The organism is Corynebacterium sp. HS2168-gen11 (assembly GCF_024834075.1).
Lineage (GTDB): Bacteria > Actinomycetota > Actinomycetes > Mycobacteriales > Mycobacteriaceae > Corynebacterium.
On record NZ_JANUXR010000006.1, the window covers coordinates 66,603 to 90,903 of the forward strand.

General features: G+C 51.1%; 22 protein-coding genes. 5 read left to right on the top strand and 17 right to left on the bottom strand.

The genetic code is table 11. The features are described from left to right. The first annotated feature begins 91 nt into the window (after positions 1–91). Both aroA and rsgA read left to right on the top strand, forming a co-directional pair. Complete coding sequence (gene aroA, locus NXS99_RS05665) at positions 92–1,417, top strand: 3-phosphoshikimate 1-carboxyvinyltransferase (protein WP_259287689.1); 1,326 nt, start codon at positions 92–94, stop codon at positions 1,415–1,417. Then, positions 1,417–2,436, top strand: coding sequence for a ribosome small subunit-dependent GTPase A (gene rsgA / locus NXS99_RS05670; protein ID WP_259287690.1), 1,020 nt, complete (start codon positions 1,417–1,419; stop codon positions 2,434–2,436). Before aroA ends, rsgA begins: the two co-directional genes overlap by 1 nt. A gap of 193 nt (positions 2,437–2,629) precedes the next feature. Here the strand turns inward: rsgA and NXS99_RS05675 are convergent, their stop codons facing one another. Continuing rightward, positions 2,630–3,139, bottom strand: a complete 510-nt coding sequence (locus NXS99_RS05675) for a DUF6912 family protein (protein WP_259287691.1) — start codon at positions 3,137–3,139, stop codon at positions 2,630–2,632. Further along, the gene (locus NXS99_RS05680; RefSeq protein ID WP_259287765.1) at positions 3,139–3,549 is read right to left on the bottom strand and encodes an HAD family hydrolase; all 411 of its coding nucleotides are present in this window, start codon (positions 3,547–3,549) and stop codon (positions 3,139–3,141) included. Before NXS99_RS05680 ends, NXS99_RS05675 begins: the two co-directional genes overlap by 1 nt. 362 nt (positions 3,550–3,911) lie before the next feature. Here NXS99_RS05680 and NXS99_RS05685 point away from each other — a divergent pair, with 362 nt between their 5' ends. After that, entirely contained in the window at positions 3,912–4,418 is a 507-nt protein-coding gene (locus tag NXS99_RS05685) for a hypothetical protein (RefSeq protein WP_259287692.1), read from the top strand. 76 nt (positions 4,419–4,494) lie between these two features. On the opposite strand, the gene secA is transcribed toward NXS99_RS05685, so the two are convergent. The 12 genes from secA to NXS99_RS05745 all read right to left on the bottom strand — a co-directional run bounded on the left by secA (position 4,495) and on the right by NXS99_RS05745 (position 18,623). Next, positions 4,495–7,074 (bottom strand): preprotein translocase subunit SecA, encoded by a 2,580-nt coding sequence (secA, locus tag NXS99_RS05690; protein WP_259287693.1) that lies wholly within the window; start codon positions 7,072–7,074, stop codon positions 4,495–4,497. Between the two features lie 280 nt (positions 7,075–7,354). Continuing rightward, a complete protein-coding gene (gene hpf / locus NXS99_RS05695; RefSeq protein ID WP_259287694.1) occupies positions 7,355–8,014 on the bottom strand; it encodes a ribosome hibernation-promoting factor, HPF/YfiA family in 660 nt (219 codons plus the stop codon). A gap of 142 nt (positions 8,015–8,156) precedes the next feature. After that, positions 8,157–8,774, bottom strand: coding sequence for a ComF family protein (locus tag NXS99_RS05700; RefSeq protein WP_259287695.1), 618 nt, complete (start codon positions 8,772–8,774; stop codon positions 8,157–8,159). Between the two features lie 9 nt (positions 8,775–8,783). Continuing rightward, complete coding sequence (gene lpqB / locus NXS99_RS05705; protein ID WP_259287696.1) at positions 8,784–10,502, bottom strand: MtrAB system accessory lipoprotein LpqB; 1,719 nt, start codon at positions 10,500–10,502, stop codon at positions 8,784–8,786. Next, positions 10,499–12,424 carry an MtrAB system histidine kinase MtrB gene (gene mtrB / locus NXS99_RS05710; protein WP_259287697.1) on the bottom strand — a complete coding sequence of 642 codons (1,926 nt, stop codon included), beginning with the start codon at positions 12,422–12,424 and terminating at the stop codon, positions 10,499–10,501. Before mtrB ends, lpqB begins: the two co-directional genes overlap by 4 nt. A 40-nt stretch (positions 12,425–12,464) precedes the next feature. Then, positions 12,465–13,139, bottom strand: a complete 675-nt coding sequence (gene mtrA, locus NXS99_RS05715) for an MtrAB system response regulator MtrA (RefSeq protein WP_259287698.1) — start codon at positions 13,137–13,139, stop codon at positions 12,465–12,467. 88 nt (positions 13,140–13,227) lie between these two features. Continuing rightward, positions 13,228–13,848, bottom strand: coding sequence for a dTMP kinase (locus NXS99_RS05720; protein WP_259287699.1), 621 nt, complete (start codon positions 13,846–13,848; stop codon positions 13,228–13,230). Between the two features lie 48 nt (positions 13,849–13,896). Beyond that, positions 13,897–14,247 carry a DUF4259 domain-containing protein gene (locus NXS99_RS05725; protein WP_259287700.1) on the bottom strand — a complete coding sequence of 117 codons (351 nt, stop codon included), beginning with the start codon at positions 14,245–14,247 and terminating at the stop codon, positions 13,897–13,899. 242 nt (positions 14,248–14,489) lie between these two features. Next, entirely contained in the window at positions 14,490–15,692 is a 1,203-nt protein-coding gene (manA, locus tag NXS99_RS05730) for a mannose-6-phosphate isomerase, class I (RefSeq protein WP_259287701.1), read from the bottom strand. 49 nt (positions 15,693–15,741) lie between these two features. Next, positions 15,742–16,725: a hypothetical protein gene (locus NXS99_RS05735; RefSeq protein WP_259287702.1), complete on the bottom strand. Its 984-nt coding sequence runs from the start codon at positions 16,723–16,725 to the stop codon at positions 15,742–15,744. 20 nt (positions 16,726–16,745) lie between these two features. Further along, positions 16,746–18,122, bottom strand: a complete 1,377-nt coding sequence (locus NXS99_RS05740; protein ID WP_259287703.1) for a phosphomannomutase/phosphoglucomutase — start codon at positions 18,120–18,122, stop codon at positions 16,746–16,748. Between the two features lie 87 nt (positions 18,123–18,209). Beyond that, entirely contained in the window at positions 18,210–18,623 is a 414-nt protein-coding gene (locus NXS99_RS05745) for a DUF3499 domain-containing protein (protein ID WP_259287704.1), read from the bottom strand. A 90-nt stretch (positions 18,624–18,713) separates the two neighbouring features. Here NXS99_RS05745 and NXS99_RS05750 point away from each other — a divergent pair, with 90 nt between their 5' ends. Further along, positions 18,714–19,181 carry a metallopeptidase family protein gene (locus tag NXS99_RS05750; RefSeq protein ID WP_259287705.1) on the top strand — a complete coding sequence of 156 codons (468 nt, stop codon included), beginning with the start codon at positions 18,714–18,716 and terminating at the stop codon, positions 19,179–19,181. Between the two features lie 115 nt (positions 19,182–19,296). On the opposite strand, the gene NXS99_RS05755 is transcribed toward NXS99_RS05750, so the two are convergent. The 3 genes from NXS99_RS05755 to NXS99_RS05765 form a co-directional block, all read right to left on the bottom strand. Then, positions 19,297–19,596: a WhiB family transcriptional regulator gene (locus NXS99_RS05755; RefSeq protein ID WP_259287706.1), complete on the bottom strand. Its 300-nt coding sequence runs from the start codon at positions 19,594–19,596 to the stop codon at positions 19,297–19,299. 491 nt (positions 19,597–20,087) lie between these two features. After that, positions 20,088–21,179 (bottom strand): NDP-sugar synthase, encoded by a 1,092-nt coding sequence (locus NXS99_RS05760; RefSeq protein WP_259287766.1) that lies wholly within the window; start codon positions 21,177–21,179, stop codon positions 20,088–20,090. Between the two features lie 354 nt (positions 21,180–21,533). Continuing rightward, on the bottom strand, positions 21,534–22,436 hold the full coding sequence (locus NXS99_RS05765; RefSeq protein ID WP_259287707.1) for a glycosyltransferase family 2 protein: 903 nt from the start codon (positions 22,434–22,436) through the stop codon (positions 21,534–21,536). A gap of 117 nt (positions 22,437–22,553) precedes the next feature. On the opposite strand from NXS99_RS05765, the gene NXS99_RS05770 reads away from it, so the two are divergent. Then, positions 22,554–24,137 carry an LCP family protein gene (locus tag NXS99_RS05770; protein ID WP_396124824.1) on the top strand — a complete coding sequence of 528 codons (1,584 nt, stop codon included), beginning with the start codon at positions 22,554–22,556 and terminating at the stop codon, positions 24,135–24,137. Positions 24,138–24,301 lie beyond the last annotated feature (164 nt).

The window sequence follows — 24,301 nt, forward strand, 5'->3', positions numbered from 1 at the left end:
CTGCGTCGACAAGCAGCTTGCAGCTAAGAGACAAGTGAAAAATCTCGTGCGAAGTGTTTTCAAAGCCGCAGCTTACCTTTAGGATAGGAATATGTCACAGACCTCGCATGATTCTTATTGGCAGGCTCCATACGCGTTAGCACCGATCAACGCAACGGTTACCGTTCCTGGTTCGAAATCTATGACCAATCGCGCATTGATTCTTGCCGCCCTTGCCAGCAAACCGTCGATCTTGCATGGGGCGCTGCGTAGCCGCGATACCACCTTAATGGTCGATGCTCTGCGCGCACTCGGGGTAACCGCGACGATGGATCCAGAGTCCACTCACCCTGCCAATACCACCATCACAATCACGCCACCTGCAGCATTACATGGCGGTGAAATTGAGTGTGGCTTGGCTGGAACAGTCATGCGCTTTATGCCTCCTGTGGCCGCCCTTGCCAACGGAACCGTCTTCTTCAATGGTGACGAATACGCCAGCAACCGCCCAATGAGTGGTACCTTTGCAGGGCTTCAGGCCTTAGGCATTGAGGTTGCCGGCACTCGTTTGCCGTTCCAAATTCGCGGCGCAGGTGATGTGGCAGGTGGCCAAGTTGTGATTGACGCTTCAGCATCGTCACAATTTGTATCTGGATTGCTGTTAGCCGCACCGCGTTTTCGCACGGGGATTACGGTCCGCCACGAAGGCGCACAGCTTCCAAGCATGCCGCATATTGAGATGACCGTCGATATGCTGCGGAAAGCAGGCGTTCGCGTTGATACTTCCATTGAGCATCAGTGGACGGTCTTTCCTGCCGAAATTCCTGGACGTCAGTGGTCAATCGAGCCTGATTGCTCCAATGCCACGCCGTTTTTAGCAGCAGCTGCAGTCACTGGCGGCACGATCCGCATCCGCCACTGGCCAATCGAAACCACACAGGCAGGCGATGCAATTCGCGGTATTTTAACAGCGATGGGTTGCAGTGTTGAGCTGATTCGCACAGGCGCAAGCTATGATTTGGAGGTCACTGGCCCTGCAGGCGGTGCCTTACGTGGCATTAATATTGACATGTCCGATATTGGTGAGCTGGCTCCAACGGTTGCCGCACTTGCTGCACTTGCACATTCAGAGTCTCGAATTACCGGCATTGCGCATCTGCGCGGGCATGAAACGGATCGTCTTGCCGCATTAAGCCGTGAGCTTGGCAATATTGGTGGCCATTGCGAGCAGCTTGGCGACGGCTTGCGTATTCTTCCTGCTAGGCTTCATGGTGGCAGATGGTCGACCTATGCGGATCATCGCATGGCAACGGCAGGTGCTATTTTGGGCCTGGTTGTGCCAGGCATAGCCGTTGAAAATATCGAAACAACAGCAAAAACGCTGCCAGATTTTGCAGCGATGTGGGAGCGCATGCTCGAAGGAGGACAACACTCGTAGTGGCACGTCCAAGCGGCAGAACATCATCGTGGGATGAATCCGATGTCAAGATTCGCCCAAGCAAGCGGTCACGGCCGCGTACCAAAGATCGGCCAACCCATGACAATGCCAAGTTCGGCATGGTTATTACCAAAGACCGCGGCCGATGGGGTGTGGTTTTAGACGGACAAGAAGACCTTGAAACTCCGATTGTATGCATGCGTGCCCGCGAATTAGGCCGTACCGCTATTGAGGTCGGCGATCGTGTGGGCATTGTGGGTGATACTTCCGGTCGAGCTGGCTCATTAGCGCGGATTGTGAAACTGGCAGAGCGCAGTTCTGTATTAAGGAGAACTGCTGACGATACTGACCCCTATGAGCGCATTGTGGTGGCCAATGCCGATCAACTGCTGATCGTGTGCGCGGTTGCCGATCCACCCCCACGCTCGGGGTTTGTAGAGCGTGCATTAGTCGCCGCGTTTGTTGGCAATCTTCGGCCGATTATTTGTTTAACGAAATCAGACTTAGCCGATCCAAGTGAATTTGCCGCAGAATTTGCAGCTCTTGATGTACCAGTGATTGTCTGTGGTGTCGAGGATCCACTTGAACCTGTGTTAGAGGTTGTCAATCATTCTATAAGCGCCTTAATCGGCCATTCTGGTGTTGGAAAATCAACCCTGGTTAATCGGATTGTGCCAGATGCACAACGCGAAACTGGTGAAGTATCAGGCGTTGGTAAGGGCCGGCATACCTCCACTCAAGCAGTAGCGTTGCATCTTGACGCAGGCGGATGGATTGTCGATACCCCAGGTATTCGATCCTTCGGATTAGCCCATGTTGATGATGCTACCGTCATTAACGTTTTTGAAGACCTTGCCACCGCAATTGAGGACTGCCCGCGTGGATGCACCCATAGTGGTCCTCCTGCCGATCCTGAATGTGCACTTGATCAATTTCCGCACGAAACCCCTACTGGACGTCGCATACAAGCAGTACGCAAACTTCTTGCCGCACTGCGTTCGAAACCAGACTGGGTGTAATTTCCCAAACTTTTGCTGCATACACATAAAGCCTGTCACCATATAGTTTCACTATTGTGGCAGGCTTTATGCTTGAAAAGTGGTACGTCGCGCAGCGTTGCGGTCTTGCGCGGGCAGCACGGATAAGCTTTTCGACGCTGCGGTGAGGAGGCAGCGTCGTCAAGCATGTCGCAGCTGCAGCATCAAAATGGTGCTATAGCAGCTCGATTAATGCGTCGAGTTCAGAAGGGTCATACCATGCTAAATAATTCGCAATTGCATCCCCGACGGTCAGCTCAGCATCTTCATCACCGAGATCGGCAGCATCGATGACCTCGATTGCTTTGGCAGTGGTAGGCTCACTTGCTGCTACATCCACGTGGATAGCTGCCAGCTGGTCTTTGGTGATTCGTGGTGGCTCAAGGCTAACCACGCTTTCGCCTAAATCATCGCGGAGGGTGACCGCTTGATCCGGTAGATCAACGGAGATCACCACACGACGGTGTGGGAACTCGCCAGTGTGATCACCAGTTGCGAGCAGGCGAATCGATGCTCGGGCGGCATCGTCGAACGCGAATTCAGCAAAGTCTTCTTCGTCGCCCTCATCATAAAATTCCCGCATTGCAGCTGTCACTGCAAAACCATAGCCAGAACGCACACTCATATGCGGCTGCGTCGCTAATTCACGCAGCATGGCAAAGGTTGCTGGAATATACACTCGCACTAGAAGTCTCCTTCAAGATCAAAAAGTGTTTGCAGCTCCACCACACAACGATCAAATTGCTGATAGTAGATACCCACTAATCCGGCTTCCACAGCACCGCGAATGTTCAAAATGGAATCATCTACCATCACGCATTCCCGTAGCGGTACGTCTAAGGCATCTGCAGCAACTTGAAAGGCTGCAGCCTCTGGTTTCTCGGTACCAATTTCGCCAGAAAGTAATACCGCATCGACGATGCCTTGTGTAGCAAGCACTTTAATTGGCTCTGCACCAGGACCACCAGGATCATTCGAGAGCACTGCCGTTGGGATTTCTTTTGCGCGCAGTGCTGCAAATAAATTGCGCCAGCGGCGTTGATCCTCATCTGTTCCATCGAGGACTCCAACATAGTCCACGATTAAGCCACGCATTGCCATGTGTGCATCCTTTATAGTTCTTAATAGTTGCGTGCGCTTTCAAAAGCAGGGTGTACTTTACAAGCGCTAGTTTCGTATTGTGTTCTATTGTTGCACACCCGTTTGGCAAAATACACCTGCGCATGCGCCAATCTTGCATTAAACTTTCTTCCAACATCTACCACAGCTGCATCATCGAAGACATCAGAAATGAGCCAGAATCGATGAGCACACTTTGCTATGCCCCAATTCCAGGGTGCAGTATTCTCCAGACGTTTACTGGACGCGCCTTTGCACACCACCCCACACAGATTGTCACTGCGCAGTCGTTGGTCACAGAGCACCTGCAGCGAAAGATTCAGAAAAGCAGTCAAATAGTGTTTCGCTGTCTTACTGGGCATACTCCACTCCGCTATTTACATCCTGATCGTTACGCGGATCAGGTGCGTCGCTATGCTCGACGCACGTCTCAAAGCTTTGTGGCGGGTGGATATACGCAGCCAATACGTGTGCAGTCATGTCATATAGTGCCGCGGCTAGCAAGTACGCAGGCGAGCATACAGGCAGGCGTACAGACAATCGTACAGGCAGCACAAGCCGCCCAAGCAGCCGCACAGGCAGGCGTACAGGCAGCACAAGCAGGCCGGATGTCAGAACAGGCGGCTATGCAAGTGAGTATGCCTACAGACATGCCGACCACGCCAGCAACAACGCCGATCACGCAAACAGATTCCTCCACACAGACATACACCTTTGATATTTGTGGCAGCGTGCAGCAAGGCGAGGATGTGTTTGCATTCTGGGCGTTGTATACAACAATACCCGCAGCAGAGCACCTGATGATGCACTCACTGCGGGTAATTTTGCCTCCAGCACGAATGTGAAAAGCAATTCTTGCTGATACGTTGGCGAACAGCAAGATGCTCCTAAGATTGCAATAACCTTAGGAGCATACTGTTTTTAAGATTCAACCTCGGTTGAGCCTTCTACTGCTTCGGCAGCAGCTGCTTCTGCGGCAGCAGCTTGAGCCTTAAATGAACGTCCCATCATGAACAGCTGGCGGACGGTTTCTTCTTTAATTCCATCTTTCATGGCATTAAACATATCGCCGCCTTCTTTTTGGTACTCCACCAAAGGATCACGCTGTGCCATTGCGCGTAAGCCAATACCTTCTTTGAGGTAATCCATCTCGTAGAGGTGCTCACGCCACTTCTGGTCAATAATCGGCAGGATAACTTGACGTTCGAGGTTACGCATTTGTTCCTCACCGCCGATCGTCGAAACGAGATCTTCGAGTTCCTGGTATTGCTTGTGTGCGTCGTCAAGAATTGCTTGGCGCAACTCAGCAGAGGAAAGCTCACCTGGATTGCCATACTCGGAGCCTTCGATCAACGAAGCTGCGGTCATCGATGGTCCGTAGAGGGATTCCAGTGCATGCCACAAGGATTCTAGATCCCAGTCTTCAACATAACCATTGGCAGTTGCAGCGTCAGTGTATGCGGAAATGGTGTCATCGATCATCAGCTGAATATTCGAAGCAATATCGGCAGATTCCAGAATTTCGCGGCGCTCACGGTAAATCACCTTGCGCTGCTCATTCATAACCTCGTCATACTTCAACACGTTCTTACGCATTTCGAAGTTTTGGTTTTCCACCTGCGCCTGGGCACCCTTAATAGAGTTGGTGACCATCTTCGCCTCGATTGGCACATCATCTGGCACGTTCAAGCGGTTCATCATGTTTTCCATGGTGGAACCAACAAATCGAACCATCAAATCATCGCGCATCGAAAGGTAGAAACGGGTGGTACCAGGATCGCCCTGACGGCCCGCACGACCGCGCAACTGGTTGTCAATACGACGCGATTCGTGACGCTCAGTACCAAGCACATACAAGCCACCTGCATTGCGAACAACTTCGGCAAGCTTATTGGACTTTTCCTTCTGACGTGCCAGTTCCTCATCCCAAGCTGCTTCGTATTCTTCCGGAGTCTCAACTGGATCCAGGCCACGCGCACGCAACTCAATATCGGCAATAATATCGGCGTTGCCACCAAGCACAATGTCAGTACCGCGACCAGCCATGTTGGTTGCAACAGTCACTGCAGCCGGCAAACCAGCTTTTGCCACAATCTGAGCTTCTTCGGCGTGGTACTTCGCATTGAGCACATTGTGTTTGACACCTTTGCGCTGCAAGAGACGCGAAAGGTATTCCGAACGCTCCACCGAGGTGGTACCGACCAGCACTGGCTGCTGCTTTTCGACGCGCTCCAAAATGTCGTCAACCACTGCAGCAAATTTTGCCTCTTGTGTCTTATAGACCAAGTCGGTCATATCTTCACGCTGTGGAGGGCGGTTGGTTGGGATTGGCACAACGTCGAGTTTGTAAATCTGGTGCAACTCGGCAGCTTCGGTTTCTGCAGTACCAGTCATACCCGCAAGCTTGTCGTACAGACGGAAATAGTTCTGCAGCGTAATCGTGGCTAAGGTCTGGTTTTCGTTCTTGATCTCCACATTTTCTTTTGCTTCGATCGCCTGGTGCATACCTTCGTTATAACGACGACCATCAAGCACACGACCTGTGAAATCATCCACGATCATGACTTCACCGTTGCGAACAATATAGTCCTTGTCGCGGGCGAACAGCTCTTTTGCCTTAATAGCATTGTTCAAATACGACACCAAAGTGGAATGCTCTGGAGCATAGAGGTTATCAATACCAAGTTGATCTTCAACGAACTCTACGCCTTCTTCTTTCACACCCACAGTGCGCTTACGGTGATCCACTTCGTAGTGGATGCCCTCTTTCATCTTTGGCGCAAGAGCGGCAAAGACATTGTACAAATGCGATGCACTATCAGCTGGGCCAGAAATAATCAGTGGCGTACGCGCTTCGTCGATCAGAATCGAGTCAACCTCGTCAACAATCGCGTAGTGGTGCTCACGCTGCACGAGTTCGCTTAAGGAATGCACCATGTTATCGCGCAGGTAGTCAAAGCCCAGCTCGTTATTCGTGCCATAGGTAATATCCGCATTATATGCGCGACGACGCTGCTCAGGGCGCATATCGGAAAGGATCACGCCAACCTCAAGGCCTAAGAAGCGGTGTACGCGACCCATCCACTCAGCGTCGCGCTTTGCCAGGTAATCGTTCACGGTGACAACGTGCACGCCTTTGCCTTCCAGCGCATTCAAATATGCTGGAAGCACACAGGTCAGGGTCTTACCTTCACCGGTGCGCATTTCGGCAACCGAACCATAGTGCAGTGCCGCGCCACCCATGATCTGTACCAAGTAGTGTTTTTGACCGAGCACGCGCCACGAAGCTTCACGCGCAACAGCAAACGCTTCAAGGAAAATATCATCCGTCGTTTCTCCGTTGGCGATACGTTCTTTAAACTCAACGGTCTTGGCTTTGAGCTCTTCGTCGGTAAGGTCGGAATATTGCGACTCAAGCGCGATGACTTCCTCTGCGATTTTTTGCAGGCGCTTTACCTTGCGCCCCTCACCGATGCGAAGCATCTTAGAAAGTCCAAACACGAGATAATTTTCCTTTACTTGATTCTAGTCTGCTCTCATCAGCACCTCGATCACAACAACATTGCGGTCGTCGCTTCATCTGTTCTGCTGACTCCTGCGAGTACTTCCAGATAAACATCAACGGTACCTGATGATAGATAGTAACTTTTTAATTGTACTCGGAAACAAATCAGTTTGCAGAACTTAGGATATTTTCTCCCCCTTTTACTTTGATCGCAATAAAAATCCCCGTACTCACTACTTCCAGCAAGTACGGGGAAAATGAACGTTTCGTTATGGATTAATCATCACTTAAGGAAATCAAACCATAATCATAAGCGTGGCGGCGATAGACCACAGATGGCTTGCCGGTTTCTTCATGCAAGAAGAGGTAGAAATCGTGACCCACAAGTTCCATTTCCGAAAGTGCTTCGTCAACGGTCATTGGCTTTGCTGGGTGAGACTTCTCACGCACGACTCGACCTGGCAAAACATCTTCGACTTGATCCGCATAAGGATCATTATCGTAGAGGCTTTCAGCTGGCGCAGCTTCAGCAGTTTCAGTGAGCAATCCAGCAACGGTTTCACCAGTGCCTTTTGGTGCACGGTGGCCAGATAATGGAATGGAACGGCGAGCCTTTACCTTGCGCAGGGAACGCTCCATACGAGAAAGTGCGGTTTCAAGTGCAGCATAGAAGGAATCTTCTTTTGCTTCTGCGCGAGCAACGTGCTTCTTGCCGGTTGCGGTGATCTGAATACGATCGCTTTCATCGGCACGACGTGGATTGCGTTCATGCTGGAGTTCCACATGGAAGAACGTCAGGGTTGGATCAAGACGAGCAACTTTCGCAAGTTTGGAGTTGACGCGTTCTGCGAAATGCTCAGGAACCTCAACGTTGCGTCCAGTAATGGTTACTTTGACGTCAGGGTTTAGGGACTCGTTACCAGCAGGCGTGGTCATAATCACGTACCTTCCTGTATCAGCCGCCACACAGGAAACCGTGAGAGGGATTACTCACTTCCCTGTCTAAACTTGGCGGAAATCAACTTCCATACCCATTGTAACTCTGGTCATAACCTTTTGCCATAGCTATCCAAAAGTTCTAGGCGTGACTTAACCCCACGACCCCCCGCACACGTACTCCCGCGCTGGTCAAGGCTCGAACTCCGGCAGTTATCGTGGCACCAGTAGTAATAACATCATCAACGATCACCACCGAACCACTTGGCCGTTTGCGGACAGACAAGGCACGGGTGCGCGTCGCTAAGCGTTGGGCTGCACTTAAGCCAACTGCATCAACGGTGTTATTTGCCATGCGTAATGCATCAACGGTGGGCAGTCCGGTACCGCGACAGATTTCACGGACGAGAAACAAGCCACGCTGACGAATGGCACGTGCCGTCGAAGGCGCTGGTACTAAGGTGATCGGTTCATCCAGCTCGCCACGTGCTTGTAAGTACCGCACGGCAGCAAATAATACCGGAGAAATATATGCACACCCGTCGTGGCGGCCGCGCTCTTTCATGGCAATAATTGCTTGACGACGCACGCCGCCTAATACCCCAAGTGACCAAATTGGAACTTCTGGATCCACCGCAACGGATATTTGTTGCGGAATAGCACGCCACTGCTGCTGGCAGTCTTCGCATAAGGTGCAGCCAGGTTGATTGCAGCCAATACAGCTGCGCGGAAACAGCAGTTCCACAACGTCGCGAAACATGGCAAGGCCTTAGCGTGGCACAATCGTCAAGGAACGCGCACCTTCGAGGCCTTGTACTTCACGCCAATAGGTAGATTGACCTGTGGTACTGATTTGCAAGGCGGCACGTGCATCGGTGACATACAACGTTGAGGCACTCGCTGCAATGCTGACCACTGGTGCCACGATATTGCCATTGGCCAGAGGACTTGCAGATGAGCCATCAACTTCAGCGCGCCAGACAGGGGTATCGGCATTGGAGGTTCCGATTAACAAGGTTGCGTCATTGCCCCATTCGATGGAAAGTGCAGTCGCCCCGATTGAAGGTACAGTTTCTTTAATATTGACCAATTTGCGTTCGCCTGCAGCAGGTCTTGCCACAGTTGCGGTATACACACGGCCATCCATGATAAACCCGGCGCGCACGCCCGACGATGATAACCGGAAGGAAGTAATATCGCCGTAGTTTTCTCCAAGTTCGGAAATATCGACTTCAGTTTGGGCAATTTCGTCTGTAGCGTTTGAACGAGCCACGCGCGTGATGGTTTTGTTATTGACCACTACCCAGACAGCAGGGGCATAGATTTCAAAGGTTGGACGCGAGAGCGTGTGCGCTTCGAATACTTCTGTCAACGGTTCTTCGAGTTGCCCGACGTAGAGGACGGCAGTTTTCTCTGGCCCTTCCCCACGGCTACGCACTGCGGCAACGGCTTCTGCAGTGGTAGAAATATCGACCGATTCCACTCCTGTTTCAAAGCCGATCCCACCTGGTGCAGGGGTAGCAACGCCGGCACTGATTTTCACCACTTTGCCGCCGACTAAGCCATATAGCGTCGCTGAGGTCGAAGATGTAGTTTGTGGGTTGTATTCTGGGAAATCGTCAATCGATAAGGTGGGTTCGCCTTTATCGGAAAGCAGTGGCACCCCGTCGATATTGAATCGATACGGTCCGTTGATACCTGCGCGTGCGAGGGTCCAGACCAATTGTGCTGCTAATCGACGCCGTGCGTCTTCGGTGAAGCCGGAAAAACCAACCAGCTGATAGATGCCGTCTTCAGTTCCCGCGTAAGAAGCACCTTCAGGAATTTCGTCTAAGACACCTGGTGCGATCACGCCACTTGGCCCGGCAGTGACTAAGGAGATTAAGGCAGAGTCAAGCGCTCCGATGCCGGCGTACATCCAGCGGCGATCGGTTACCAGTGAGCTGCCGTTTGGCGCGAAATAGTAGATATCGTACGGTAAATAGCGATTGCGTAGCTCAGTTCGTTCCACAATGATTTGTTGTGGTGCTTGCGAGATACGCCACTGACCGTCGATTTTCTTCAAACTGACTTTGGCTGAGTATTCTTCTTTGCGTGGATTATAGGCGCCACCTTCACCGACTGTGCCAATCCAAGTGCCGTTAATGGCATAGGAAATTTCATCTGGACTGCTATCTGCAATCGAGCTCATGTCGATGCGATCAAGGACGATAATTTCCGGTTGCGGTGCCCACTGTTGTGCAAATTTTGGTGTGAGGTAGCTGCGAGCTTGTTGATTCTGCTGCGTAGGATTCGCATTCGCTGCAAAATAGTCACGTACTAATAAGTCAGGTTCCCTATCTGGCAATGGGCCTGATTGTTCACTCGGAACACTGACAGTTACTGATCGTAACGCTTGTGGTTCGCTGGTAGACGGCAAGCTTGCACAGCTTGTGAGCATGGTACTTACCAGGCTCAGCGCAAGAAATGAACGTGTCTGCTTGCTCATGACTCATCCTTGAATGGTTGTGCTGCTGTATGTGGGTGCGAACTGGTCGCCGGATCGGCAGCGTCATGTCCATCGTGATTGTGCGAGTCACTGTTTGCAGCACCCGCGTCTTCTACTCTTTCACGATCCTGGTCTGTCTGTACTGCTGGTGTGGCATAGCTCGCTTGGATTGCGGCAGCTTCGTCAGCATCAAAATCTGGATCGAATGCCAAATATTCATCACCTTCGAAGTCATCATCGCTGACCTCCTCGCACAGAAGTGCCGCGCCAGCACTGTGATCAGGTGCAGTATCTGCTTGCGGTAGCACTGCATCGTTATCCGCTAGGGCATCTGCTGCATCAATCACGCTGGCATCAGAGTGCCCAACATTGAGTGCGGCAATCGCATGCAGTGGTGTGATCTGCAGCGGCAACGGGTCTTCGTCGTATCGCATACCAGGGGTGCGCGGCAAGGTGAGGCGGAAACAGGATCCAACCCCGATTTCACCAATTGCTTGCAAGGTTCCACCGTGGAGAACTGCATCTTCGTGAGAAATTGCAAGACCCAGTCCAGTGCCTCCGGAGTGACGCACGCGCGAAGGATCTGCGCGCCAGAATCGGTTAAATACGAGTTCTTCTTGGCCAGGTTTTAAGCCGACACCGTGATCCACCACTGTCACAGACACAGCATCATCTCCTGCTGCGACGGTCACTTCTACTGGGTTTCCTTCGGAATGGTCAATGGCATTGGCGAAAAGGTTACGCAAGATACGTTCAATACGACGTGGATCAACAGAGAGCATGACTGGCTGATCTGGCATCCGCAGGCGCATCTCAATGCCTAACGCATCTGCTAGATGCCTGGTTTGCTCATCGGCTGATTTCACAATCGCACGCATATCCAGGGTGGATTCTGCCAAGTCTGCCACGCCTGCATCATGGCGCGAGATCTCCAGAAGATCATTTAATAAAGCTTCGAATTGATCAAGCTCATTGACCATTAGCTCGCTCGCGCGTTGCATCATTGGGCTTAATTCTTCATTATTTGCCTGGATCATGTCCGCTGCCATGCGCACGGTCGTCAGTGGTGTGCGCAGTTCGTGGGAAACGTCGGAGGTAAATTGCCGCTGCAAACTGCCGTATTCTTGTAGCTGGTGAATCTGCTTGGAGAGCGATTCCGCCATTGCGTTAAAGCTCATGGCCAGACGAGCCATTTCGTGTTCTTCATCCACGCTCATGCGCTCGCGTAGATGTCCTGAGGCAAAGCGTTCTGCGATGCGACTTGCAGAGCGCACAGGCGTAATGACTTGCTGAATTGCCAACCAGGTAATGCCCACCAGCAGCAGCACCAGCACAATGCCAGCTGCGGAAAATACACCGCGCAGCAGTGATAAGGTGGCCTGCTCGGATTCCATCGAGAGTACTAGATAGACTTGCAGCCCTGGAATATCCGATTGAGTTGGGCTGCCAATGATCATCGCTTTATAGGTGGAACCGTCTGCACGCGAGATCGTGGCAAATTGGTACGAAATCTGATCTTGGCTGACAAATGAACGCAGCCGTTCCGGAATCCGGTAGTTTTCTGGCGACAAAACCACATTATGATCCGGCCCTTCCACCACCAGCACGGGTTCATATACCGTTTGAACTTCGCTGGCACTACGCGCCGTTAAAGCAGCACGCGCGGAATTTAACCGAGTTTGCAAGCTTGACGACGTTGACGTGGCTTCAATTTGTTGTTCCACGGTTAAACGCGCACGATCAATCTCAGAGTTTGCAATATCGAGTTTGGCTTCGATTAATCGGCTCGTGACCAATGACACCAACACATAGGCCAGGATGATCATCACAACAGCTGATGCTGCAAAAATGGAGCTAATAACGCGATATTGCAGTGAGGTGCGCCAATTTTCTGTGAGCTTGCGTCGAATACGTCCAAACATCGACTGGGAATAGACAGTAATTGTGGCAATCCTTTATCTGTTAGTCGCCGGTTTTATAACCCACACCACGAACAGTAACAATAATTTGTGGATTTTCTGGGTCCTTTTCAATTTTGCTACGCAGTCGCTGTACGTGCACATTCACTAAGCGGGTATCTGAAGCATTACGATATCCCCACACTCGCTTGAGCAGCTGCTCACGGCTAAACACTTGACCAGGCTTCGAGGCAAGTTCGAATAAGAGATCAAATTCAAGTGGCGTCAGTGCAATTTCAACGCCACCGCGAGTGACAGAGTGGCCTTTAATATCGATGAATAAATCACCGATTTCCACTGAGTCTTGATTCGTTTCATGAGTTCCACGCAGACGTGCACGAACTCGCGCAACCAGCTCTTTTGCCTTAAATGGCTTTGGCACATAATCATCTGCACCGGATTCTAGGCCCAAGACTACATCTACCGTGTCGGTTTTGGCAGTCAGCATCACAATTGGGGTGGTTGAACGTTGTCGAATGGCACGGCAAATATCAATACCATTCATTCCTGGCAGCATTAGATCGAGCAATACGAGATCAGGCTCTTCCCGAAAGAATACATCTACGGCTTGAGCACCGTCATTGACCACTACTGCGTCGAATCCTTCAGATTGCAACACAAGTGTCAACATTTCAGAAATAGCTGGATCGTCGTCAACCACCAGAATTTTGTGTGCCATGATTATTTGTCCCTGTCTCATCCACAATAGATGTTGGCCTAGCGTGTGGTTATATCATGCCTTACTTCGCAAGAGCATTCAACCATTTCTAGCCTAGCGGCACCATCGCTTGAATCTGGTGTGCCACGACCTGTATATCGTCGGTTGGCTCGACAACAAGCCAAGGTGATTGCCATTGCTGTTGTGCAAGGCGTCGATAAGCATCGGACGTACGCTGCTGCAATGACGCATCGGATTCGTAGCGATCACGTTTGCGCGAGGCATCGGCAGCTTCTCGATTCGCAGCTCGCTGTGCTGCTAACCTAGGTGAAGTTCCCAGCAGCACCTGCAAATCAGGACGCGGGATGGCAAGCTGGTCGAATTCCAACGCCGCCACCCACTCAAACAGCGCATCGTCTTCAGCACGCGCAGCAGAATAGGCAGCATTCGAAGCTACATAACGGTCTAAGAGGAGGACCTTAGGGCTGTTGGTATATTCGGCAATGATCTCGCGGGCGCCATGACGATCCAGGGCAAAGAGGGTTGCCATCGCATAGAGCGAATCGGTGAGATCGCCCATGTTGCCATACAGTGCTTGTTGTACCAGTTGCGCATGCACAGAAGTGTCATAGCGCGGGAACCCCAACACCGTTGCATCAAGGCGATTGACTAAAGCTTGCACGAGGGTGTTCTTGCCGGCCCCATCGATACCTTCGATTGCAATAATCATTCTGAACTGCCTTTCTTTTCAACTTGGCACAGCGAGAGATGCAGGAAGCTAGCTTAATGCTTCGAGATAAAAATCAAGATCCAACTCAGTCTCTGCGCTTTCCAGCAATTCCAACGCAAGTTCTGTTAAAGATTCGTCACTGGTGCCGATGAGTTCTCGAATAAATGGATATTCTTCAATAACATCGGCATCGGAATATGGCGCACCTGCCCAAATTGCCACCACAGTTGCAGCCGCAAGACCAATATAAAATTCATCATTGCTGGCAGTCTCACTATTGCCTAAGACGACGGCATCACGAATAGCTTCGAGAATATCGTCATGGTCAAGATCAGTAATTTCGGCGAAGAAATCTGCATTGACCTCTTCAGTGAAAATTTCACGTGCCCATGTCGTCATAGCAAGGTATCCTTTATGCCTTTCGTGATGATTCTTGAATCAACAGTTCGCTACCTCAACTCGATCGCCCTTGTAGAAGTGTTCGCTGTACACGAACATATTGTGTCGAGCGCAACCGCGTATCTGCAGCTTCTTCCTGATTACACTCGTGGTTCTGCACGCATATGACACTTCCGTGCAGGAATGGAATCAGATGTGATCTTGATTCTACTCTTGAATAGTAGGTTCCGGTGTACGCATTATCACTTGCAACAATGCGTCTCACCACAACTTGCCAAAAAGACCTGTCCGGTGCCGTTTAGCGTCAGTTCTGCTGCAGATCCTGCTGGTAACCACAGTGCTTGGGTTGGATGCAGTACAACTGTTTCCTGCTCGTGCGTCACCTGCACAGCACCCGCTGTGGCAACCAAAATGCGTGGTCCTGGAATCTCATAGGTCGTTTCTTTGCGAACGTCTAGCATTCGCAGCTGAAACTCCTCATTTGGTACCAAAAATTGCGTGTGATTGGCATGTAGTCGTGGGTCGTCTAACGGCTCAAAACTTAAGACCTTGACGAGTTCAGGCACATCGATATGCTTCGTCGTTAAGCCGCCGCGCAGCACGTTATCAGAATTCGCCATGATTTCCACGCCTAGTCCAGAACAATAGGCATGCAAATTTCCTGCATCGAGATACAACGCGTCACCTGGTTGCAACACTATATAGTGCAATAACAAGGCGCCTAGAATCCCAGTATCGCCTGGATAATAGTGGTTGAGTTCAATAATATTTTCAACCGTTTGCACGATCCATTCCGGATACTCAGCGCTATGCTCCAAAATCTCATGGCATTTTGCTACCAGTTGCTCTAATAAGCTCTTGCGAACTGCAGTGGGAATGGTAATCCACGTGGTAAACAGCGCACGAAGTTGTGTGGCTGCGTCCTCGGATTCTGCATCCAGCATTGCAGCATAGCGATCCATTTCTGGGGTGGAAAGGGCTGCTAATAACGCGCTGATCTCATGGAGCGGGCGAAATCCTGCCATCGCACGAAACTCTGTTAATGCCACTAAGAGCTCTGGCTTGTGATTATCGTCGCGATAATTTCGATTCGGTGCGCGCAGATCGATTCCGGCTGCGTTTTCGCGTGCAAATCCGTCTTCGGCTTGTTGTTTGCTTGGATGTGCTTGTAAGGATAATGGCTGACCTGCCGCTAAAATCTTCAGCAAAAATGGCAGTCGACCCGAAAACCGCTGATTGATCTCACTGCCGAGGTGGTAGTCAGGATCAGCGGCGATGAGTTGTTCGAGAGTTGTGTCATCCACGTCTGATGGAAGCGCCGGATGTGCGCCATACCACAATTCTGCTTCAGGATACTCAGAATCCGTAGTTTGGCCACGTAGCTTCGCGATAAGCGAACGGGATCCCCAAGGATAGGCTTGAGTTTTCGGCTGCAAGAAGTACATAACGATCGTTTCACGTCTCCAAAAAAGAACTCTCAACCAATTCAGCTGGTTATTCAGCTGTGAAGAAAGCAGTGGCGGCATACGCACGAACCACCAACCGGAATATTCCGGTGATGCCAGGAACTGGCAACGGTTGGAAATATCCAGTCGGCGCCTGTCCTGTGGGCATACACCACACAATGGTTTTTAACGGTAGCAGGCTTTGGCGTGGGATTTCCAACGCCGCATCAAAATTGTCAGTTAGAGCACTTCGATCATGCAGTTGCACCCATCGTTGCTCATCGGCAGTCAGAGCCGCACTTATCTTGCCGCGCGTTGCCCATAGCGCTGCAATAAGTTCCGTCAGTGCTGCAGCAGCCTGGGAATGTGCATCGACCACACCGGACTCAGTTGCAAAGGTATGCAGGATGCGACCATCAACCTCAGCAAGTATCTGAGCTGGATTCAACCATGCTTCTTGTTGCGGATGGCACTGCGCTAATTCTTCATCAACAGCATCTGCCAGCTGATAGAGTGTCGCGGCAAGTACTTCTGGATCACTGGTACAAACCTGGATCACTGCCCACACGGTTGCCAGCATACGCATCACCGAGCTGCCTTCATGTGTAGGCAGCTGTGGAATCATCACCGCGTATTCCGCCAGATCGCGAGCAAGTGGAGTTTCAGGCGGCGCCACCACCACAAGTGAAACACCACGCTGGGCACTGCGCACCAGCTGTTCAATACCAGCGTCACCATAACCGGTATCGCTGAGCACAATCACCAGATCCAGTGCACCAACATAGCTTGGCACAACGGGAGTGATCATCACTGGCATTGCCATATCGTGGGATAAAGCAACAGCTAACGCTGCCGCCTTGGCACCGAGATGACTATCCCACACAATAACAATGCTGCGGACAGCCGTGCCGTGAAAAGCTGCCAGATTCCGGCGATTATCAGCGTGTATGAATTGCTCGGCGATGGCGCGAATATACGCGCCTTCATGAGCAATATCATAAAAGGCTACCGCCAAGGGATCATAGGCAGTCATAACTTTGGCATCCACCGTAGTTAAGCACGGATAATATTTAAGATTTCTGCAGTTAAGGCATCAACTTCTGCTTGAGTTGGTGCCTCGACATTCACGCGCAACAGTGGTTCGGTATTCGACGCACGAACATTAAACCAAGCTGCAGAATCCCGCAAGAAGATGGTCATACCATCAAGCTCATCAATTTGGGCAGTACGATCTGCAAAGGCTGCTTTCACAGCGAGCGTTCGTTCCTGCTGCGCTTGCTTGGACTCCAGCGCAGAATTGATCTCGCCACTTGCGGCATAGCGGGTATATTCCTGCATCAAGGCGCTCATCGGCTTGTCTTGCGAACCAAGAGCTGCTAACACGTGCATAGCGGCTAAAATGCCGGAATCGGCATGGAAGAATTCTTGGAAATAGTAATGTGCAGAGTGTTCGCCACCGAACACTGCTTGATGCTCGGCCATTTTCGCCTTAATCAGGGAGTGGCCGACTCGCGTGCGCACAGCATGCCCACCATGTTCTGCAATAACTTCCGGCACGGTTTGCGAGGTAATAGCATTATGAATAATCGTCGCACCAGGGAATTTTTCCAAATAACGCTGCGCCACGATCGCAGTAATCGCAGAAGGGCTCACCGGTTGCCCGAGTTCGTCAACCACAAAGCAACGGTCTGCATCGCCGTCGAATGCAAGTCCGATATCAGCGTGAACTTTTTGGGTAAAGGCTTGTAGATCCACTAAGTTTTTTGGCTCAAGCGGATTGGCTTCATGGTTCGGGAAGGTACCGTCAAGCTCGAAATACAATGGCTCAATGGTAATTGGCAGTCCGGCGAACACTTCTGGCACAGTATGTCCTGCCATACCGTTTGCCGCATCGACGGCAACTCGCAACGGGCGAATCTGTTGTAAATCAACCAGCTCGCGCAAAAACGCGCCGTATTCCACGAGGAAATCTTGTTCCCGAATTGTTCCTGGAGTTCCCGCATAGGCCGGAATGCCGTCGACAAGCATGTCAGTGATCGCAGCCAAGCCAGAATCTTGGCCCACCGGACGTGCGCCGGAGCGACACATCTTAATGCCGTTGTATTGTGCTGGATTGTGTGAGGCGGTAAACATGGCCCCTGGAATGTTTTGCTGGCCAGAGATGAAATACAGTTGATCTGTCGAAGTGAGGCCAGCGATAATCACATCAAGGCCTTGTTCGGTAACACCTGCGGCAAAGGCCTGTGCGAATTCTGGAGAGCTTGGGCGCATATCATAGCCAACGACGACGCTAGTTGCAGCTTCTGCTCGCATAAGCAAGCCAAAGGCACGCCCAACATCGGTAATAAACGCTGCATCGATATCGGTGCCTACAACGCCACGCACATCATAAGCTTTGATAATCGCTGCAACAGATTCTCGTGTTCGCATAATGACCTTTCTCACCAACAACTTTCATCGGATACGTCTCGATAGCTTATCGTTGGTAGCATACCCGCGACAACAAACAGTCACGAATTAGTCAGCGGTTTTATTTGGAACAATCGATAAATGCGCACGTCGTGTAGCTTTTTGCGCAGCTTGTTTCGCATGGCGTTTCGCCGGATGATTCGGCGCAATTTCAGATTCTGGGTTGCCGTTGAGTTGCGGCTGCCCCAACAGTCCGGAATGAATGCGACCTTGTTCGCGCACGGCTTCTGCTAAAGCCGTGAGATCTTCTTCGTCCGTATCTTCTGCTTCAACGCGCAACAAATCCCAACCGACAGGTGCAGTAATACTGGTGGCATGTGGATCACAGAGATCCCACGCATGTGGATTAGGCTTTTCACTCAATGGGCCAATATAGGCCGTCGACTGGGCATACGCATACGTCAATGTTGCAACGGCAGGACGCACGCAAGTTGGACGAGAGCAACGACGAATCTGATTCACAGCAACAAAGTCTAGACTCTTACTTGAGGTTTTTTCGAGTTCGGCGCGCCACGCCCCTTTGAAACGCGAAGAATCATTAGTCTTAATGCCATGAATACTCCGAGCAGCAGACAGCGTTCCCGTCATGATCGTGGTGTGCGCGGCCCATTATTACCACAGGCCGTGCCCCGCTTTGCTTCACGACGCGAACAGTTTGATCACGCTGCTTTAGAAGCATACGCGCCGCTACAACAACGATTTTCCCAGCAGTTACAAACTCTTGATCTGGCAGTCGATACGATTCCACGCATGCGAGTGCACGCCGATGCAGTGAATTTTGCCGACGATATTGTGGCCGATGGACCAGTGCCGCTTGGCAGAGTGATATCTGCTGGCGTGGATCCGCAAGGCCGGCCTACGCGTGCTCGAATTGTACTCTTTCGCATGCCTATTGAGCAGCGCAGCAGCAATACTGCAGAACGCCAGCAACTCTTGGAGGCGATTCTCGTTCAACTCGTGGCCTTTTATCTCAATATAGAACCGGAAATGATTCAGCCGAATTTCGAACGGTTTTCTTAACACACGCGGTCGAAACTACTTGGTTTCTGTGCCGAGATACAACAAAAGGCTTCCCAGATCAGGGAAACCTTCGCAGATGGTGGAAATATTTTTCCGAAGATATAAAAGATGCTTCTTATCCGATATCGCGCTTGAGGCGGCGGCGTTCACGTTCGGAGAGTCCGCCCCAGATGCCGAAACGCTCATCATGTTCTAATGCGTACTCCAAGCATTCGTCGCGAACGGCACAGGCTTGGCAAATTCGCTTGGCTTCGCGGGTCGAACCGCCTTTTTCAGGGAAGAAGGCTTCTGGATCAGTCTGTGCACAGAGGGCTTGTTCTTGCCACTCCTGTTCGACTGCGCCAAATAGTTCATCAATTGTGAGCTCTAGGGACGCACGAGTGCGAGGCACAGCATTGCTTGCCATATCTTCCACGCTAGTCTCCTTAAAACTCTTAAAATATTTACACTTCTCGCCCAAGCTGCATGAGTGCATCTTTTCCAAGCATTGTTCCTATTTTAAGGGCACTGCTCTCCAGAGCGAAATTACATAATTGAAATTGAACACGCAAACACAAGATGTCGTCAAGCCCAGACGGAATATTTTTTCACTCAAAAGCCATACAGCCAGTTCACGTTTCACATCTTTCACATGCGTAACAAAGGTACTCTTGTGTGTGCATGTAATGGGGGTACTACATATAGTGGCTACCCCCCATTATTGACGCAAGTTGCATGCCTGGGCGTGTCGTTCCCGACTTTCCTCAGACACGCAATTTTGCCACTACACTCCACCTGTTATCCACGATTCACCACGATCTACCCAGCTGCACGCATTGGAATAGGCTCCGTCGAGAAACACAAATGGGGTGCAACTACGAACATCAGCAGCACAGATCGCGTCGTGAAGCTTTATGTATACGAGCGCTAGGCATCTGAGGAAAAGCGAATGCCACCGTCTGGAATCATGACACCTGGCCAAATGCGCATGCCTTCGGCACATTCACATCGTGCCCCGATATGTGCGCCTTCGCCAATGACGGCACCTTTAATACGCGCATTCGCACCGATTTTTGCACCATGCGCAATAATCGAATTCGAAATAATTGCCCCTGGTTCAATCGTGACACCATCAAAGACCACCACGCTATCAAGGCGGCAACCTGCACCGACCTCGCTGCCACGGCCAATAACCGTACCGCCCAGTAACAAGGTGCCATCTTTGACCATTGCAGATGGATCCACTTTGGACTCGCCAGTGGTACCTGCTAATAGCGGCGATGGTGCGATACCGCGAATCAGATCCGCGCTACCTTGCACGAAGTCCTCCGGAGTGCCCATATCACGCCAGTAGGAATTATCAACGTAGCCGTAAAATTTCCGCCCTTCTTGTAAAAAGCGCGGGAAGATTTCACGCTCGATGCTTACCACACGTCCCTGTGGAATTTCAGCAATCAGATCTTTACGGAATACGTAGCAACCTGCGTTGATCTGATCAGTTGGTGGATCTTCCGTCTTTTCCAAGAAGTCCAATACACGACCGTCTGGATCAGTTGGCACACAGCCAAAAGCACGTGGGTCTGATACACGAACTAAGTGCATGGTCAGATCAGCCTGCTTGGTATGGTGCGCAGTTAATAACGCATCAAGATCCATACCACCTAAGACGTCGCCATTGAACACGACGACGGTATCACCGCGAAGTTTGTCATAGACGTTGCGAATACCGCCACCGGTTCCAAGCGCGGTTTCTTCCACCACATATTCAATTTCGAGGCCGAAGGCTTCACCATTGCCGAAATACTCTTCAAAGACTTCAGCTTGAAATGACGTTCCCAACACCACATGGCTAATACCTGCAGCTTGGATACGAGCTAAAAGGTGCTGCAAAAATGGTACGCCAGCAGTTGGCAGCATCGGTTTCGGAGTTGAAACTGTCAAAGGCCGCAATCGAGTGCCCTTGCCACCGACAAGAATCACGGCATCAGTGGTCTCTCCCCAAGCGTTTGTTGGCGTCATCGTTGCTTCACGTTCCACGTTCTTGCTCCTGTCGTGGCTGTTGGTATTTCCATATTGTTATTCTTCTACGATCGTGCAGGCAATGTTCAAGCATAATCGTTGTTATCACAGGCAGTGCGCGCGCCCAAACTGCAGGCGACTTCCAACACGTTGCTGGTGGTTTCCAGCGCAGTGCTGGTGGCTTCCAACATGTCGCTAGCCGCCCAGGCATCACTGCACAGCACTCTCGAGTCAGCATTCTGCTTTCCAGCGTTACCTCACTCAGCATACTCTTGAGCGTTTCCATACTCGCGAGATACTGAGTATCGGCAATCTATGTGCTTCTGATCGCAACTCTCAAGAGGCGACTGCGCATCACTTTGAGTCGGCATGTTTCTTCGCGAGCTGCACCGCAATCGCAGCCCGTAATTTCAAGCCCACCCACAATGCGGCTCGAATCGGTGCTTGATACCAATGCGGATGTCGATCAGCTTGGAAACGATATGCGGATTCATGATGCGCCGGCAACATTTTTTCAGGCGACTTCCCAGCAGCATGACCAACTTCATGGGTAATCACAGCATCAGGACAATAGACGTTGACATACCCTGCCTTTTGGAAGCGATCACCTAAGTCCACATCTTCCATATACATAAAGTAGCGTTCATCGAATCCCCCAATGGCGTCAAACGCATCCCAGCGCACAAGCAAGCACGATCCTGAAAGCCAGCCCGCAGTTCGTTCTTGATCCATCACGGCATCATCACGATAGGATTTACTCCACGGATTCTGCGGCCAAATTCCTGAGAACAGTGCATGCCCAATGCCATTGACCAATTCCGGCACTGCCCGTGCTGAAGGGTAAATACTGCCATCAGCCTGCAGAATCATCGGACCAACATCAGCGATATTTTCACCACGGTCATGCCACCGCTGCAAGCACTCGACCATAGCGTCAATGCTGTTCGGTGTAAACACCACATCGGGGTTTGCGAAAATAAAGTAATCGGGATTGATGACTGCGTCGTCACGCAACTGCGCCAAAGACGCCACTGCCTTATTAATTGCGCGACCATATCCTAGATTGCCACCGGTTGGAAAGAAGTGCACATGCTCATATTCGGCAGCAGCACGTTGAGGTGCACCATCGACGGAACCATTATCAGCAAGAATCACATGAGTGCCAACATTGGTTGCAGTATCTAATGACGCGAGGAACTCATCTAAATATTTCCCCGGCGAGTAGGTTACAGTTACCACAGCTATTGGCTTATTCATATCTTGTAGTCTAGTGGCGCACCGCCTGTGCTTCTCGTAGTCGGCGTGTCGTGTCCGCTAAACTCGGGAGACAAAGATAGAAAATATCGGCTTTTGAGAAGATTGGCACCTAGTAACGTGAGTGACCCGAAGCAGCGATCCGTTCGTAATATCAACCCCGCGCCACAATTTGTCCCGTCCCTGGTGCAACAAGGGTCTGCTCCAGCAAAAGCATTTGTGGTTATATTATCCGTCCTTGCTTTAACCTTTTCCGGCATCGGTTACAGCACCGTCGGCCGAGTGGGCAATTCCGTGGCGTCTGCAGGTTCTCTCCAACTTGGTGATTCCACCCCAGTCACTGAGCAGCGGAAAGACGGCGCAGTCGATATTTTGCTCGTCGGTTCCGATTCGCGTACCGACGCCCAAGGCAATCCACTGACTCCAGAAGAAATCGCAATACTGCACGCAGGAGATGAACAAGCCGACAACACCGACACCATTATGGTGATTCGTATTCCAAACGATGGTTCATCAGCAACCGCAATCTCGATTCCACGCGATACCTATATTGCTGATCCAGAGCTTGGAAACACCAAGATCAATGGCGTGTATCTGGGATATAAAACCATGAAGCGCTCGGAATTGTTGAACCGTGGCGTGACCGATGAGCGCCGCCTCTTACAAGAATCCAAAGAGGCGGGTCGGCAAGGCTTGATCCAAGCGATCTCGGATTTAACTGGCATTACGGTTGATCACTATGCCGAAATTGGTCTGCTTGGCTTCGTATTACTTACCGACGCTGTCGGTGGTGTTGATATCTGCTTAAATGATGCAGTCTATGATGAATTTTCTGGTGCCGACTTCCCAGCTGGTGTGCAAACGCTCAACGGCAGTCAAGGACTTGCCTTCGTGCGTCAGCGTCATGGTCTGCCACGTGGCGATCTTGACCGCATTGTGCGGCAGCAAGCCTTTGTTGCGTCGTTGGTGAACAAAGTGCTTTCGACTGGCACATTGACCTCCCCAACGAAACTGTCTGACCTCGGCGAAGCGGTAACGCGTTCGGTTGTGATCGATGATGACTGGGACATCATGGGCTTTGCTACTCAGCTGCAAAACTTAGCTGGCGGCCGCGTCACCTTTAACACTATTCCGGTGACCAGCATTGATGGTGTTGGCGATCATGGCGAATCTGTGGTCACGATTGATCCACAGGAGGTTCGCGAGTTCTTCAAGACCTTATTAGGCGATAAAGAACATCCGAATCCAGCAACGTCTGCCGCTGCAACTTCAACGGTAAAATCAATTCCAGATGTCGAACTCCACGTGCTCAATGCTTCGGCAACGACTGGCCTTGCTGCTCAAGTGAGCGCCGCGCTTGCAGCAACTGGCTACCAGATCGTCCACACTGGCAATGCCCAAGAAGGGCTCTATAACCGCACGCAGGTGCTTGCCGCTGATACTTCTAACCGTGAAGCACGCAAGATAGCACATTTGCTTGGCGACGTACCTGTGGTGGCCCACGCTGGATTAGATGAAACAAGCATTGTCATCGTGACTGGCGCTGATTATGCAGGCCCTGTCGAGGATGCTCCGATTACCGAAAAACCATCTGCCGAAACATCTCCAGAATCGACTATTGGACAACCAGGAACACCGTTATCTGAAGAACATCGTTCACCTGTGATTGATGCTGGTGGTACTGGTCCACGTTGTATTAACTAACCAAAGCATTCACTAACCAGACATAATGCTGTGAAAAGACTCTACAGCGGGGAGCACGGTTGAACGTGCACCCCGCTGTTTGTATATCGTCACATGCCACATGTGAAACCACATGCCTTGGCATGAGCTCAAGCGGTGAACTATGGTGCGTCGTCAAGCTACAG

Bases quoted from the DNA above. Each gene is read 5' to 3' on its own strand.
- NXS99_RS05750 (WP_259287705.1), top strand. From the start codon at position 18,714: ATGAATACTCCGAGCAGCAGACAGCGTTCCCGTCATGATCGTGGTGTG.
- manA (WP_259287701.1), bottom strand. From the start codon at position 15,692: ATGTACTTCTTGCAGCCGAAAACTCAAGCCTATCCTTGGGGATCCCGT.
- lpqB (WP_259287696.1), bottom strand. From the start codon at position 10,502: ATGAGCAAGCAGACACGTTCATTTCTTGCGCTGAGCCTGGTAAGTACC.
- mtrB (WP_259287697.1), bottom strand. From the start codon at position 12,424: ATGTTTGGACGTATTCGACGCAAGCTCACAGAAAATTGGCGCACCTCA.
- NXS99_RS05735 (WP_259287702.1), bottom strand. From the start codon at position 16,725: ATGACTGCCTATGATCCCTTGGCGGTAGCCTTTTATGATATTGCTCAT.
- NXS99_RS05680 (WP_259287765.1), bottom strand. From the start codon at position 3,549: ATGCGTGGCTTAATCGTGGACTATGTTGGAGTCCTCGATGGAACAGAT.
- hpf (WP_259287694.1), bottom strand. From the start codon at position 8,014: ATGACCACGCCTGCTGGTAACGAGTCCCTAAACCCTGACGTCAAAGTA.
- NXS99_RS05740 (WP_259287703.1), bottom strand. From the start codon at position 18,122: ATGCGAACACGAGAATCTGTTGCAGCGATTATCAAAGCTTATGATGTG.
- NXS99_RS05700 (WP_259287695.1), bottom strand. From the start codon at position 8,774: ATGTTTCGCGACGTTGTGGAACTGCTGTTTCCGCGCAGCTGTATTGGC.
- NXS99_RS05720 (WP_259287699.1), bottom strand. From the start codon at position 13,848: ATGATTATTGCAATCGAAGGTATCGATGGGGCCGGCAAGAACACCCTC.
- mtrA (WP_259287698.1), bottom strand. From the start codon at position 13,139: ATGGCACACAAAATTCTGGTGGTTGACGACGATCCAGCTATTTCTGAA.
- NXS99_RS05765 (WP_259287707.1), bottom strand. From the start codon at position 22,436: ATGAATAAGCCAATAGCTGTGGTAACTGTAACCTACTCGCCGGGGAAA.
- NXS99_RS05725 (WP_259287700.1), bottom strand. From the start codon at position 14,247: ATGACGACATGGGCACGTGAAATTTTCACTGAAGAGGTCAATGCAGAT.
- aroA (WP_259287689.1), top strand. From the start codon at position 92: ATGTCACAGACCTCGCATGATTCTTATTGGCAGGCTCCATACGCGTTA.
- NXS99_RS05760 (WP_259287766.1), bottom strand. From the start codon at position 21,179: ATGACGCCAACAAACGCTTGGGGAGAGACCACTGATGCCGTGATTCTT.